9 protein-coding genes are annotated in these 13493 nt (G+C 67.9%); all 9 read left to right on the top strand.

Translation table 11 applies throughout. The annotated features are described in order from the left end of the window. Positions 1-5 precede the first annotated feature (5 nt). The 9 genes from AABN02_RS10805 to glgC all read left to right on the top strand — a co-directional run bounded on the left by AABN02_RS10805 (position 6) and on the right by glgC (position 13475). Positions 6-644 carry a 3-oxoacid CoA-transferase subunit B gene (locus AABN02_RS10805; protein ID WP_338414940.1) on the top strand — a complete coding sequence of 213 codons (639 nt, stop codon included), beginning with the start codon at positions 6-8 and terminating at the stop codon, positions 642-644. A 96-nt stretch (positions 645-740) separates the two neighbouring features. Beyond that, positions 741-2999, top strand: a complete 2259-nt coding sequence (locus AABN02_RS10800; protein WP_338414939.1) for an arginine/lysine/ornithine decarboxylase — start codon at positions 741-743, stop codon at positions 2997-2999. Positions 3000-3015: 16 nt separating this feature from the next. After that, on the top strand, positions 3016-3981 hold the full coding sequence (locus AABN02_RS10795) for a DMT family transporter (protein WP_338414938.1): 966 nt from the start codon (positions 3016-3018) through the stop codon (positions 3979-3981). Positions 3982-4112: 131 nt separating this feature from the next. Then, the gene (locus tag AABN02_RS10790) at positions 4113-4346 is read left to right on the top strand and encodes a hypothetical protein (RefSeq protein WP_338414937.1); all 234 of its coding nucleotides are present in this window, start codon (positions 4113-4115) and stop codon (positions 4344-4346) included. A 100-nt stretch (positions 4347-4446) separates the two neighbouring features. Then, complete coding sequence (locus AABN02_RS10785) at positions 4447-6108, top strand: alpha-glucosidase family protein (RefSeq protein ID WP_338414936.1); 1662 nt, start codon at positions 4447-4449, stop codon at positions 6106-6108. A gap of 119 nt (positions 6109-6227) precedes the next feature. Beyond that, positions 6228-8384, top strand: coding sequence for a 1,4-alpha-glucan branching protein GlgB (glgB, locus tag AABN02_RS10780; RefSeq protein WP_338415068.1), 2157 nt, complete (start codon positions 6228-6230; stop codon positions 8382-8384). Next, the gene (glgX, locus tag AABN02_RS10775) at positions 8384-10465 is read left to right on the top strand and encodes a glycogen debranching protein GlgX (RefSeq protein WP_338414935.1); all 2082 of its coding nucleotides are present in this window, start codon (positions 8384-8386) and stop codon (positions 10463-10465) included. The genes glgB and glgX overlap by 1 nt, the downstream gene beginning before the upstream one ends. Before the next feature lie 38 nt (positions 10466-10503). Further along, complete coding sequence (locus AABN02_RS10770) at positions 10504-12138, top strand: alpha-D-glucose phosphate-specific phosphoglucomutase (protein ID WP_338414934.1); 1635 nt, start codon at positions 10504-10506, stop codon at positions 12136-12138. Positions 12139-12206: 68 nt separating this feature from the next. Beyond that, complete coding sequence (gene glgC / locus AABN02_RS10765; RefSeq protein WP_338414933.1) at positions 12207-13475, top strand: glucose-1-phosphate adenylyltransferase; 1269 nt, start codon at positions 12207-12209, stop codon at positions 13473-13475. The last annotated feature ends 18 nt before the right edge of the window (positions 13476-13493 follow it).

The following is a 13493-nucleotide window of genomic DNA, read 5'->3' as shown; positions in this document are numbered from 1 at the left end:
ACACCATGGCATGGACGCAAGACCAGATGGCCGCCCGCGCGGCGCAAGAACTGCAGGACGGCTTCTACGTCAACCTCGGCATCGGCATCCCGACGCTGGTGGCCAACCACGTGCCCGACCACGTCGAAGTGTGGCTGCAGAGCGAGAACGGCATGCTGGGCATCGGCCCCTTCCCCTATGAGGACGAGGTGGACGCCGACCTGATCAACGCCGGCAAGCAGACCGTCACCACGATGAAGGGCTCGTCGATCTTCGGCAGCCACGACAGCTTCGCGATGATCCGCGGCGGCAAGATCAACCTGTCGATCCTGGGCGCGATGCAGGTGACCGACAAGGGCGATCTGGCCAACTGGATGATCCCGGGCAAGATGGTCAAGGGCATGGGCGGCGCGATGGACCTGGTCGCCGGCGTCAAGCGCGTCATCGTGCTGATGGAACACGTCGCGAAGAAGAAGGACGGCACGGTCGACCTGAAGATCCTGCCCGCCTGCACGCTGCCGCTGACCGGCGTGGGCGTGGTGGACAGGATCATCACGGACCTTGGCGTGTTCGATGTCACCCCCGCCGGCCTCCAGGTCGTGGAGATGGCACCGGACGTGACGCTCGAGGAAATTGCCTCCAAGACGGGTGTCCCGCTGGTCTGACGCCGCCCGCGCAGACGCCGTCATGGCGGCGACTCCGGCTGGCCCTACACTTCGCGGTTTTCCATCGTTCAGTTCACAGGTCTCGGAGTCGCCCGCATGCAGCGTTTCAACTTTCCCATCGTCATCATCGATGAGGACTACCGTTCGGAGAACACCTCCGGTCTGGGCATCCGCGCGCTCGCGCAGGCGATCGAGAAGGAAGGGTTCCAGGTTCTGGGCGCCACCAGCTACGGCGACCTGAGCCAGTTCGCACAGCAGCAGAGCCGCGCCAGCGCCTTCATCCTGTCGATCGACGACGAGGAGTTCACCCCCGGCCCCGAACTGGATCCGGCGGTGCTGAACCTGCGCAAGTTCATCGAGGAAATCCGGTTCCGCAACACGGACATCCCGATCTACATCTACGGCGAGACGCGCACCTCGCAGCACATCCCCAACAGCATCCTGCGCGAGCTGCACGGCTTCATCCACATGTTCGAGGACACGCCCGAGTTCGTGGCGCGTCACATCATCCGCGAGGCCAAGAGCTACCTCGATGGACTGGCCCCGCCGTTCTTCAAGGAGCTGATGGACTACGCCCAGGACGGCTCCTACTCGTGGCACTGCCCGGGGCACTCCGGCGGCGTCGCCTTCCTGAAGAGCCCGGTCGGCCAGATGTTCCACCAGTTCTTCGGCGAGAACATGCTGCGCGCCGACGTGTGCAACGCGGTGGAAGAACTCGGCCAGCTGCTCGACCACACCGGCCCGGTCGCGGCCAGCGAGAAGAACGCCGCGCGCATCTTCAACGCCGACCACTGCTTCTTCGTCACCAACGGCACGTCCACGTCCAACAAGATGGTGTGGCACCACACGGTGGCGCCAGACGACATCGTGGTGGTGGACCGCAACTGCCACAAGTCGATCCTGCACGCGATCATCATGACCGGCGCGATCCCCGTGTTCATGACGCCGACGCGCAACCACTACGGCATCATCGGCCCGATCCCGCAGAGCGAGTTCACCCGCGAAGCCATCGAGGCCAAGATCGCGCGCAATCCGCTGCTGGCGGGCGTCGATGTCAAGACCGTCAAGCCGCGCATCATGACGCTGACGCAGAGCACCTACGACGGCGTGCTCTACAACACCGAAACCATCAAGGGGATGCTGGACGGCTGGATCGACACGCTGCATTTCGACGAAGCCTGGCTGCCGCACGCCGCGTTCCACCGTTTCTACGGCTCGTACCATGCGATGGGCAAGAACCGCGCGCGTCCGAAGCAGGCGATGGTCTACGCCACGCAGTCGACCCACAAGCTGCTGGCCGGCATCAGCCAGGCCTCGCAGGTGCTGGTGCAGGACGCGCAGGAGCAGAAGCTCGACCGCCACCTCTTCAACGAGGCCTACCTGATGCACAGCTCCACCAGCCCGCAGTACGCGATCATCGCCTCGTGCGACGTCGCTGCGGCCATGATGGAGCCTCCGGGCGGCACGGCGCTGGTCGAGGAAAGCATCAAGGAAGCGCTGGATTTCCGCCGCGCCATGCGCAAGGTCGAGGACGAGTTCGGCCTGGACTGGTGGTTCAAGGTCTGGGGTCCGGAAGCACTGGCCGCCGACGGCATGGGCCACTCGGACGGCTGGATCCTGGAAGCCAACGAGACCTGGCACGGCTTCGGTGATCTGGCACCGGGCTTCAACATGCTCGACCCGATCAAGTCGACCATCATCACGCCCGGGCTGAACATGTCCGGCTCCTTCGACAAGACGGGCATCCCGGCCTCGATCGTCACCAAGTTCCTCGCCGAACACGGCGTGGTGGTGGAGAAGACCGGCCTCTATTCGTTCTTCATCCTGTTCACCATCGGCATCACCAAGGGCCGCTGGAACACGCTGCTGACCGCGCTGCAGCAGTTCAAGGACGACTACGACCGCAACCAGCCGATCTGGCGTGTCCTGCCCGAGTTCGCCGCCAAGTACCCGATGTACGAGCGCATGGGCCTGCGCGACCTCTGCCAGCAGATCCACGAGGCCTATGCCGAAGGCGACATCGCGCGCCTGACGACCGAGATGTACCTGTCGGACCTGCACCCGGCGATGAAGCCGAGCGAGGCCTACGCCTACATCGCCCACCGCAAGACGGAGCGGGTGGAGATCGACCAGCTCGAAGGCCGCATCACCACCTCGCTGCTGACGCCGTACCCGCCGGGCATCCCGCTGCTCATCCCGGGCGAGCGCTTCAACAAGAAGATCTGCGACTACCTGCGCTTCACCCGCAAATTCAACGACCGCTTCCCCGGCTTCCACACCGACGTGCACGGTCTGGTCGAAGAGGACATCGGTGGCGGCCAGCACCGCTACTACGTCGACTGCGTGAAGCAGTGAACGGAGCCCCGCACCCATGGCGCTGGGCGTTGCCTTCGCCCTGCTCGCGGGGCTGGTCTGGGGGCTGGTGTTCGTTGCGCCGCTGCTGCTGCCGCAGTATTCGGCCGCGCTGCTGACCTGCGGGCGCTATCTGGCCTTCGGGCTGGTGGCGCTGCCGCTGGGCTGGTTCGACCGGGCCCGTCTGCGGGAGTTCGCGCCAGCGGACTGGCTGGAGGCGCTCAAGCTCTCGGCGGTCGGCAATTTCCTCTACTACCTGTGTCTGGCCGCCGCCATCCAGCGCGCGGGCGGGCCGCTGCCGACGATGGTGATCGGGACCTTGCCGGTCGTGATCGCGATCAGCTCCAACCTGCGCGATGCACGGCGTGACGGCCGGCTACCGTGGATGAAGCTGCTGCCCTCGCTGGGCCTGATCGCGGCGGGCATCGCCTGCGTGAACCAGGTGGAACTGCAGCACCTGCGTGCAGAGCGCGATTTCGACCTCGCGCGCTATGGCAGCGGCCTGTTGCTGGCGGTGGGCGCGGTGGTGTGCTGGACCTGGTATCCGATGCGCAATGCCGACTGGTTGCGCGCGCACGCGGACCGCAACCCACGCAGCTGGGCGACGGCACAGGGGCTGGTGACGCTGCCACTGGCGGTGCTGGGCTACGGCGCGCTCTGGCTCTGGAGTGCGTTCGGCGGCGACCCCGGGCTGTCGATGCCCCTCGGTCCGACCCCGCAGCGCTACGTCCTGCTGATGCTCGCCGTCGGGCTTCTGGCGTCCTGGGTCGGCACGCTCTGCTGGAACGAGGCCAGCCAGCGCGTGCCCACGGCGCTGGTCGGGCAACTCATCGTCTTCGAGACGCTCTCGGCGCTGGGCTATGCCTTGCTGCTGCGCGGTGTCTGGCCCGATGCGCTGACCCTGGCCGGCATCGCGCTGCTGGTGGCTGGGGTGCTCCGGGCGGTGCGCATCAAGCCGGTACCAGTGTCGCCGTCACCCCCCTGAATGGGTGATCGATCACCGACGCTGGCGTCATCCTGATTCCGACACCGGTTTTGCCGGTTCTCCAATGGGCAGGGTGACGGCGCGTCCTTAAAGTCACTCCATCGATCCTCTCCGGATCGCAGGAGAACCACATGAACGCTCAGCAGCACGTCAGCCACCCCTTCGCCCTGATGATCAACGCACAGGACGTTCTGGCCGCCATGGAATGCTCCGAGCGGCTGCAGCATCTGCAGCGCCGGATCTGCCGCCCGCTGGACAAGCCGCTGATCCCGCACGCGCTCAGCGATCTGGAGCTGTATGACCGCAGCGTCGACGCCGGCATGGTCGACGACGATCTGACCGACACCGACGATTCCGCCGAGTGACACCGACAGCCTGAGGCCTGCCAGCCTCCCGGCTGGGCCTGCGATCCGAGGGATTTCATCGGGCTGGGTTCCAGCGCGGTTACATGGCAAGATGGTTTGCATGGCGAAATACATGCAAAACCAGGCGGATTGGTGGCGCGGCGCGGTCATCTACCAGATCTACCCCCGCAGTTTTCAGGACAGCAATGCAGACGGTGTCGGCGACTTGCCCGGCATCACGGCCCGACTGGACTACGTCGCTGCGCTCGGCGTGGATGCCATCTGGATCTCGCCCTTCTTCAAGAGTCCGATGAAGGACTTCGGCTACGACGTCTCGGACTACCGCGATGTTGATCCGCTGTTCGGCACGCTGGCCGATTTCGACGCACTGCTGGCCCGCGCGCACCAGCTCGGCCTGCGCGTGATGATCGATCAGGTGCTCTCGCACACCTCCGACCAGCACGCCTGGTTCCAGGAAAGCCGCCTCAGCCGCGACAACCCGAAGCACGACTGGTACGTCTGGGCCGATGCGAAGCCGGACGGCACGCCGCCCAACAACTGGCTCAGCGTCTTCGGCGGCTCGGCCTGGCAGTGGGACACGCGCCGGCGGCAGTACTACCTGCACAGCTTCCTCACCTCGCAGCCCGACCTGAACTTCCACAACCCCGCGGTGCAGAACGCCGTGCTGGGCGAGGTGCGTTTCTGGTGCGAGAAGGGCGTGGATGGCTTCCGCTTCGACGCCTGCAACCACCAAGTGCACGACGCGCTGCTGCGCGACAACCCGCCAGCCGATGGCGGCGACGTCAGCACCGTGCGCGCCGACAACCCCTACGCGATGCAGCGGCACCTCTTCGACAAGAGCCAGCCGGAGAACCTCGTGTTCCTGGAGCGCCTGCGTGGTGTGCTCGATGCGTTCGGTGCCGCCAGCATCGGCGAGGTCGGCGACGAGCATTCCCCGCCGATCATGGCCGACTACACCGAGGCCGGAAAACGCCTGCACATGGCCTACAGCTTCAGCCTGCTGACCAGCCGCAGCTCGCCCGCCCACCTGCGCAGCGAAGTCGAGGCACTGGAGCGCGAAATCGCCCGCACCGGCGGCTGGGGCTGCTGGGCGCTGTCCAACCACGATGTGCCGCGCATCGCCACCCGCTGGTCGACGACCGGGCAGGCGGATCCCAGGCAGGCGCGCATGTTGCTGTCGATGCTGCTGAGCCTGCGAGGCAGCGTCTGCCTGTACCAGGGCGAGGAGCTGGGCCTGCCGGAAGCGGACGTTCCCTTCGAGCGCCTGCAGGACCCATACGGCATGGCCTTCTGGCCCGAGTTCAAGGGCCGCGACGGCTGCCGCACACCGATGCCCTGGGTGGCCGAGGACACGCAGGGCGGTTTCTCGCCCGTCGAGCCGTGGCTGCCGGTGTCCGCACCACAGCGCGCGATCGCGGTCGATGTGCAGGAGGCTGATGCCGGCTCGGTGCTGCACGCCACGCGTGCGCTGCTGGCCTGGCGGCGCGCTTCGGCGGTGCTCCGTGCTGGCGACCTGCGCTTCCTCGACGCCGGAAGCGACGCCGTGCTGCTGTTCGAGCGCACGCTCGGCACCGAGCGCCGGCTGCTCGCGTTCAACTTCAGCGGCACCGAGGTGGCGCTTGCGCTGCCGCCCGGCTGGCAGTCCGCCACGATCGACGCCGCAGCCCCGCTGAGCGGAGCGCACATCGACGGGGCAAGCGCCCGCCTGATCCTTTCCCCCTTCGGCGCGCTGTGTTCACAGTCGTCCCACACCGAACACTGAGCGAGACCTGAACCATGGCGAGCAAGACTCCTGCAGCAAAGACCCCCGCCCGCAAGGCCCCGGAGAAGAAGGTTGCGCCAGACATCGGTCAGGTGGATGCCGACACGCTGGCCGCGCTGATGCGCGCCGACCACGGCGACCCGTTTGCCGTGCTCGGCATGCACCACACCGGCACGGCGCTGGTGGTGCGCGCGCTGCTGCCGACGGCGGACAAGGTCGAGCTGCTGGACGCGCTGGACCGCTGCCTGTGCGAGCTGACGCGGCAAGGCGACAGCGACCTGTTCACCGGCGCCGTGCCGCGCCGGCGCAACCCGTTCGCTTACCGCCTGCGCGTGCAGTGGCGCGCCCATGACGGTCAGCCGCCCCACACGACCGAGCTGGACGACCCGTACCGCTTCCCCGCACTCATCACCGAAGCCGACATCTACCTGCTCGCCGAAGGCACGCACCACCGCCCCTACGAGTGGCTTGGCGCGCACCTGAACACCGTGGACGGCGTGGCCGGCACGCGCTTCGCCGTCTGGGCGCCGAGCGCACGCCGCGTGTCGGTGGTCGGCAACTTCAACCAGTGGGACGGCCGCCGCCACATGATGCGGCTGCGCCACGAGTGCGGCGTGTGGGAAGTCTTCGTGCCGCAGGTGGGCGAGGGCGATCTCTACAAGTTCGAGATCCTCGGCGTCGACGGTACGGTGCACTCCAAGGCTGATCCATTCGCCTTCCGCGCCGAGATCCGGCCGCAGACCGCCTCGGTCGTCCAGCGCCTGCTGCCCGGCGTGGCCATCAGCGAACAGCGCCAGCGCGCCAATGCGCTGGACGCTCCAATCTCCATCTACGAAGTCCACCTTGGCTCCTGGAAGCGCAATGCCGAAGGCGAGTGGCTGACCTACCGCGATCTGGCCGAGCAGCTGGTGCCCTATGTGCGCGACATGGGCTTCACGCACATCGAGCTGCTGCCGATCCACGAGCACCCATTCGACGGCTCGTGGGGTTACCAGCCGACGGGCCTGTATGCGCCGACCTCGCGTTTCGGCACGCCGTGGGACTTCCGCGCGTTTGTCGATGCAGCGCATGAGGCTGGCCTCGGCGTCATCCTCGACTGGGTGCCGGCGCACTTCCCGACCGACGCCTTCGGTCTGGCGAACTTCGACGGCACGCACCTCTACGAACACGCCGATCCGCGCGAAGGCTTCCACCAGGACTGGAACACGCTGATCTACAACTTCGGCCGGGCCGAGGTGCGCAACTACCTCGTCGGCAACGCGCTGTACTGGATCGAGCGCTACGGCATCGACGGGCTGCGCGTGGACGCGGTGGCCTCGATGCTCTACCGCGACTACAGCCGCAAGCATGGCGAGTGGATCCCCAACAAGGACGGCGGCCGCGAGAACCTGGAAGCCATCGAGTTCCTGCGCCGCGTCAACCACATCGTCGGCACGCAGCGCCCCGAGGCCATGACCGTGGCCGAGGAATCGACCGCCTTCCCGATGGTGACGCGCCCCCCGTCGCCCGACCTGCAGTCCGGCGGCCTCGGCTTCCACTTCAAGTGGAACATGGGCTGGATGAACGACACGCTGAGCTACTTCGCGCGTGACCCGCTCTACCGCAAGTACCACCACGACCAGATCCGCTTCTCGCTGATGTACGCCTTCAGCGAAAACTTCCTGCTGCCGCTCTCGCACGACGAGGTGGTGCATGGCAAGGGCTCGCTGCTGCAGAAGATGCCGGGCGACGAGTGGCAGAAGTTCGCCAACCTGCGCGCCTACTACGGCTTCATGTGGGGCCACCCGGGCAAGAAGCTGCTGTTCATGGGCTGCGAGTTCGGCCAGAACACCGAGTGGAATGCCGAAGCCAGCCTGCCGTGGCACCTGCTCGACCAGCCCCTGCACCGCGGCCTGCAGCGCCTCGTGCGCGACCTGAACGCCGTGATGCGCCACTACCCGGCGCTGCACCAGCAGGACGTCAGCCCGGACGGTTTTGCCTGGATCAGCCACTCGGACGCCGAGCACTCGGTGCTGATCTTCGAGCGCCGCGCGGCCAACGGCCAGCGGGTCGTGGTCATCAGCAGCCTGACGCCGGTGGTGCACCGCGGCTGGCGCATCGGCGTGCCGACCGCAGGGGTCTGGCGCGAGCTGATCAACACCGACCTGTCGGTCTACGGCGGCTCCGGCGTGGGCAACGGCCTGATGCACAGCGAGCCGATCGGCTGGCATGACCAGGCGCAGTCGATCACGGTCACGCTGCCGCCGCTGGCGACGCTGATGCTGGTGTGCGATTGATGCGGATGGCGCCTGGTTTTCCGTGGCCCCTGGGTGCCGAGGTGGTAGCCGAGGGCGTGAACGTCGCCGTCTGGGCGCCGGACGCGACGCGGCTGGAGGTCTGCCTCTTCGATGCGGAAGGCGCGCAGGAACTGGCGCGGCACGCTTTGCCCATCTGCACCGACGGTGTCTGGCATGGCTGCCTCGTCGGCGCGGTGGCAGGCCTGGTTTATGGCCTGCGCGTCCACGGTCCGTGGAATCTCGCGCAGGGGCACCGGTTCAACCCCGCCAAGGTGCTGCTGGATCCGTGGGCGAAGTCCGTGGTCGGTCGCTATGGCGGGATGCCGGACGCCGACCTGAGCCTGTACTTGGGCCACAGCGAAGCCGATCCGGCCCTGCCCGACACCCGCGACAACGCCGCCGTGGCGCTCAAGGCCCGCGTGCTGCCAGCAGCGCCGGTGGTCGACGACGCGGAGCGCCCGCACTGCAGCGCCGACCGCACCGTGCTGTGCGAGCTGCACGTCCGCTCGACGACGAAGCTGCACCCGGACATTCCCGCCGCGCTGCGTGGCAGCTATGCGGCACTCGCGCATCCCGCCATGCTCGACCACTGGCAGCGCCTGGGCGTGACGAGCCTGAGCCTGCTGCCCGTGCACGCGCGCGCGGACGAAGCCCGTCTGCAGCAGCAGGGCCTGAGCAACCACTGGGGCTATTCGAGCATCGCCTTCCTGGCGCCGGAGCCGCGCTACTGGAGCGGCCGCCCCGGCACCACGCCCGAATCCGAATGCCGCGACCTGGTGCGTGCCGCCCACGCGGCGGGGCTGGAGGTGGTGCTCGACGTCGTCTTCAACCACACCGGCGAGACCGACGAATGCGGCCCGACGCTGTCGATGCGCGGGCTGGCGAATGCGCGCTACTACCACCTGGACGCCGAGCGGCGCGACCGCTACGTCAACTGGACCGGCTGCGGCAACTGCCTGAACCTGGCCGAGCCGCGGGTGGTGGAGCTGGTGCTGGGCTCGCTGCGGCACTGGGTGCAGACCTATGGCGTGGACGGCTTCCGCTTCGATCTGGCGCCTGTAATGGCGCGCGGACGGGACGGGCAGTTCAGTGCGGAGGCCGGCTTCTTCGCTGCGCTGCAGTCGGACCCGGTGCTGTCGCGCACCAAGCTGATCGCCGAGCCGTGGGACATCGGCCCGGGCGGCTACCAGCTGGGTGGGTTCCCGCCGGGCTGGTCGGAATGGAACGACCAGTACCGCGACACCCTGCGCGCCTGGTGGCTGCGGGGGGCGGGCGACCGCGGCGTGTTCGCGCACCGCTTCGCCGGTTCCAGCGCCCAGTTCCACCACGACCGGCGCCAGCCCACTGCAAGCGTCAACTTCATCACCGCGCACGACGGCTTCACGCTGCGCGACCTCGTCAGCTACGACCACAAGCACAACCACGCCAACGGCGAGCACAACCGCGACGGCCACCACCACAACAGTAGCTGGAACTGCGGCGTGGAAGGCGAGACGGCCGACCCGGCGGTCCGGGCACTCCGGCTGCGGCTGCAGCGCGCGCTGCTGGCCACGCTGCTGCTGTCGCAGGGCACGCCGATGCTGCTGGCCGGCGACGAGATCGGCCACAGCCAGCAAGGCAACAACAACGCCTACTGCCAGGACAACGCGCTGTCGTGGCTCGACTGGGCCGGGCAGGACGCGGACCTGCTCGCCACTGCGCAGCATCTGCTCGCCTTGCGCCGCGACTCGCCGGCGCTGCGCATCGGGCAATGGCTCACCGGCCAGCCCGACGCGCACGGCCGCACCGACGTGGTCTGGCTGCATCCGGACGGCCACCACCTCGCGCCCGCCGACTGGCGCTCGACCTCCGACCGCGCGCTGCTGGTGCATCTGCACGCGGCCACCGGGCCGCAGGTGCTGCTCGTGTTCAACCCGGAAACGGACGACCGGCGCTGCCGGCTCCCGGCGGGTGTCGACTGGCACCCGGCATTCGACAGCGCGCGCACAGGCGGCGAGCCCTCGACCGCCACATCCACGGCCACACTTGATACCACGGTGATCTGTTCGGCACGGAGCGTGCTAATGCTGCGTTCGCGCTGAACGGAACGCCCACCACTGAAAAGAAGGAGACCTGTCCCATGTCCGCCACGACCGTCACCACCCAGCCGTTCGCCGGCCAGCGCCCCGGCACCTCCGGCCTGCGAAAGAAAGTCACGGTCTTCCAGCAGCCGCACTACCTCGAGAACTTCGTGCAGTCGCTGTTCGACATCCTGCCGGACCGCGTCGGTCAGACGCTGGTGCTCGGCGGCGATGGCCGTTTCCACAACCGGGTCGCCGTGCAGACCATCCTGCGCATGGCCGCCGCCAACGGCTTCGGGCGTGTGCTGGTGGGGCAGGGCGGACTGCTCTCGACGCCCGCGGCCAGCGCCGTGATCCGCAAGCGCGCCGCTTACGGCGGCATCATCCTGTCGGCCAGCCACAACCCCGGCGGCCCGGACGGTGACTTCGGCATCAAGTACAACATCGGCAACGGCGGCCCCGCGCCCGAGAAGATCACCGAAGCGATCTACCAGCGCACCACCGAACTCACCGCCTACCAGACCACCGCGGACACCGCCGATCTGGACCTCGACACGCTCGGCTCCACCACGCTGGACGGCATGGTGGTCGAGGTGATCGACTCGGTCGCGCTGTACGCGGACCTGATGCAGACGCTGTTCGACTTCGACGCGATGCGCGCCTGGTTCGCGGCCGGCAACCGGATGCGCATGGACACGATGTGCGCTGCGGGGGGCCCGTACGCCAAGGCCGTACTCGAAGGCCTGCTTGGCGCGCCAGTGGGCACCGTGGTCAACGGCGAGCCGCTGGAGGACTTCGGCGGCCACCACCCGGACCCGAATCCGGCACACGCCACCGAACTGATCGCCGCCATGACCGGCGCCGGCGCTCCTGATTTCGGCGCGGCGTCCGACGGCGATGCGGACCGCAACATGATCCTCGGCCGCGACTTCGTGGTCACGCCCTCGGACAGCCTGGCCGTGATGGCCGCCCACGCCACCAAGGTGCCGGGCTACGCCGCCGGCCTGAAGGGCATCGCGCGCTCGATGCCGACCTCGTGCGCGGCCGACGCCGTCGCCAAGGCGCTGGGCATCCCGAGCTACGAGACGCCGACCGGCTGGAAGTTCTTCGGCAACCTGCTGGATGCGGACCGCGTCACCCTGTGCGGCGAGGAAAGCTACGGCACCGGCTCGAACCACGTCCGCGAAAAGGACGGGTTGTGGGCCGTGCTGTTCTGGCTCAACCTGCTGGCGGCCACCGGCGAGTCGGTCGAATCGCTGGTGCGCGGGCACTGGGCACGTTTCGGGCGCCACTACTACTCGCGCCACGACTGGGAAGGCATCCCCACCGAGCGGGCCGACGCCCTGATGGCCGCGCTGCGGGCGCAACTGCCGGCGCTGTCCGGACAGTCGTTCGGCGCACTGACGCTGGAGATGGCGGACGACTTCTCGTACACCGACCCGGTCGACGGTTCGGTGTCGAGCCGGCAAGGCGTGCGGCTGCTGTTCGCGGGTGGGGCGCGCGTCGTGTTCCGCCTCTCGGGCACCGGCACCGAAGGGGCCACGCTGCGCGTCTACCTGGAGCGCTACGAGGCCGATCCTGCACGGCACGACCAACCGACGCAGGACGCGCTGGCCGACCTCATCCTGATCGCCGACCGCGTGGCACGCATCCGCGCCCTCAGCGGCCAGGACGCGCCCACCGTCATCACCTGAGCCCGCGGTTTCCCACGTCAGCACCCGGCATTTCGCGCATCTGCACCCACCAAGAACAGGAGACTCCCATGGACATCACCCGACTGGCCGAAAGCCGCACACTCGCCCGCCGCACGCTGGCCCTGGTTCTGGCCGGCGGCCGCGGCTCGCGCCTGAAGGACCTGACCGACCGCCGCGCCAAGCCGGCCGTCCACTTCGGCGGCAAGTTCCGCATCATCGACTTCGCGCTGTCGAACTGCATGAACTCCGGGATGCGCCGCATCGGCGTGATCACGCAGTACAAGTCCCACTCGCTGCTGCGCCACCTGCAGCGCGGCTGGAGCTTCCTGCGCAACGAGATGAACGAGTTCGTCGACCTGCTGCCCGCGCAGCAGCGCCTGACCGAAGAACACTGGTACCGCGGCACGGCAGACGCCATCTACCAGAACCTCGACATCATCCGCAACTCGACGCCGCCCGAGTACATCGTCATCCTGGCCGGTGACCACATCTACAAGATGGACTACTCGATCATGCTGGCCGACCACGCCGCCAGCGGTCGGGGCGTCACGGTCGGCTGCATCGAGGTGTCGCGCGAGGAGGCCAAGGGCTTCGGCGTGATGGCCATCGACGAACACCGCGCGATCATCGAGTTCGTCGAGAAGCCGTCCGATCCGCCGCCGATGCCCGGCAACCCGGACGTCTCGCTGGCCAGCATGGGCATCTATGTCTTCACGGCCGAGTACCTCTACAAGCTGCTCGAAGACGACGCCAACGACCCGAACTCCGAGCACGACTTCGGCAAGAACCTGATCCCGCGCGCCGTGGCGGAGCAGCAGGCGCTGGCGCACCCGTTCTCGATGTCGGCGGTGGCCAACCCGCCGTACTCGCGCGCTTACTGGCGCGATGTCGGCACGGTCGATGCCTACTGGGCCGCCAATCTGGACCTGGCCACGACCACGCCCGAGCTGAACATGTACGACAAGGACTGGCCGATCTGGACCTACCAGGAACAGCTCCCGCCGGCCAAGTTCGTGCACGAGGAAATCGGCCGCACGGGTCAGGCGATCAACAGCCTGGTCTCGGGTGGCTGCATCGTCTCGGGTGCGACTGTGCGCAACTCGGTGCTGTTCTCGAACGTGCTGGTGCGCTCGTTCAGCGAGATCAACGAAGCCGTCGTGCTGCCCGATGTCCACATCGGCCGCGGCTGCCGGCTGAACAAGGTGGTCATCGACCGCCGTTGCCGCGTGCCGGACGGCCTCGTGATCGGTGAGGACCCGGTGCTGGACGCCCAGCGCTTCTTCCGCTCCGAGAACGGCGTCGTGCTGGTCACGCGCAAGATGCTGGAAGCCCTGTAACCCCGCCACGGGAACCGA

Origin of the sequence: uncultured Sphaerotilus sp., from assembly GCF_963924895.1 — a bacterium.
Taxonomy (GTDB): Bacteria; Pseudomonadota; Gammaproteobacteria; order Burkholderiales; family Burkholderiaceae_C; genus Sphaerotilus.
The sequence above is the reverse complement of the archived record's forward strand: the minus strand, read 5'-3'. Positions and strand labels throughout refer to the sequence as shown.

What these genes read in the sequence shown, in the direction of transcription:
- AABN02_RS10785 (WP_338414936.1), top strand. Translation starts at nt 4,447, where the DNA reads ATGGCGAAATACATGCAAAACCAGGCGGATTGGTGGCGCGGCGCGGTC.
- AABN02_RS10795 (WP_338414938.1), top strand. Translation starts at nt 3,016, where the DNA reads ATGGCGCTGGGCGTTGCCTTCGCCCTGCTCGCGGGGCTGGTCTGGGGG.
- AABN02_RS10805 (WP_338414940.1), top strand. Translation starts at nt 6, where the DNA reads ATGGCATGGACGCAAGACCAGATGGCCGCCCGCGCGGCGCAAGAACTG.
- AABN02_RS10800 (WP_338414939.1), top strand. Translation starts at nt 741, where the DNA reads ATGCAGCGTTTCAACTTTCCCATCGTCATCATCGATGAGGACTACCGT.
- AABN02_RS10770 (WP_338414934.1), top strand. Translation starts at nt 10,504, where the DNA reads ATGTCCGCCACGACCGTCACCACCCAGCCGTTCGCCGGCCAGCGCCCC.
- glgC (WP_338414933.1), top strand. Translation starts at nt 12,207, where the DNA reads ATGGACATCACCCGACTGGCCGAAAGCCGCACACTCGCCCGCCGCACG.
- AABN02_RS10790 (WP_338414937.1), top strand. Translation starts at nt 4,113, where the DNA reads ATGAACGCTCAGCAGCACGTCAGCCACCCCTTCGCCCTGATGATCAAC.
- glgX (WP_338414935.1), top strand. Translation starts at nt 8,384, where the DNA reads ATGCGGATGGCGCCTGGTTTTCCGTGGCCCCTGGGTGCCGAGGTGGTA.
- glgB (WP_338415068.1), top strand. Translation starts at nt 6,228, where the DNA reads ATGCGCGCCGACCACGGCGACCCGTTTGCCGTGCTCGGCATGCACCAC.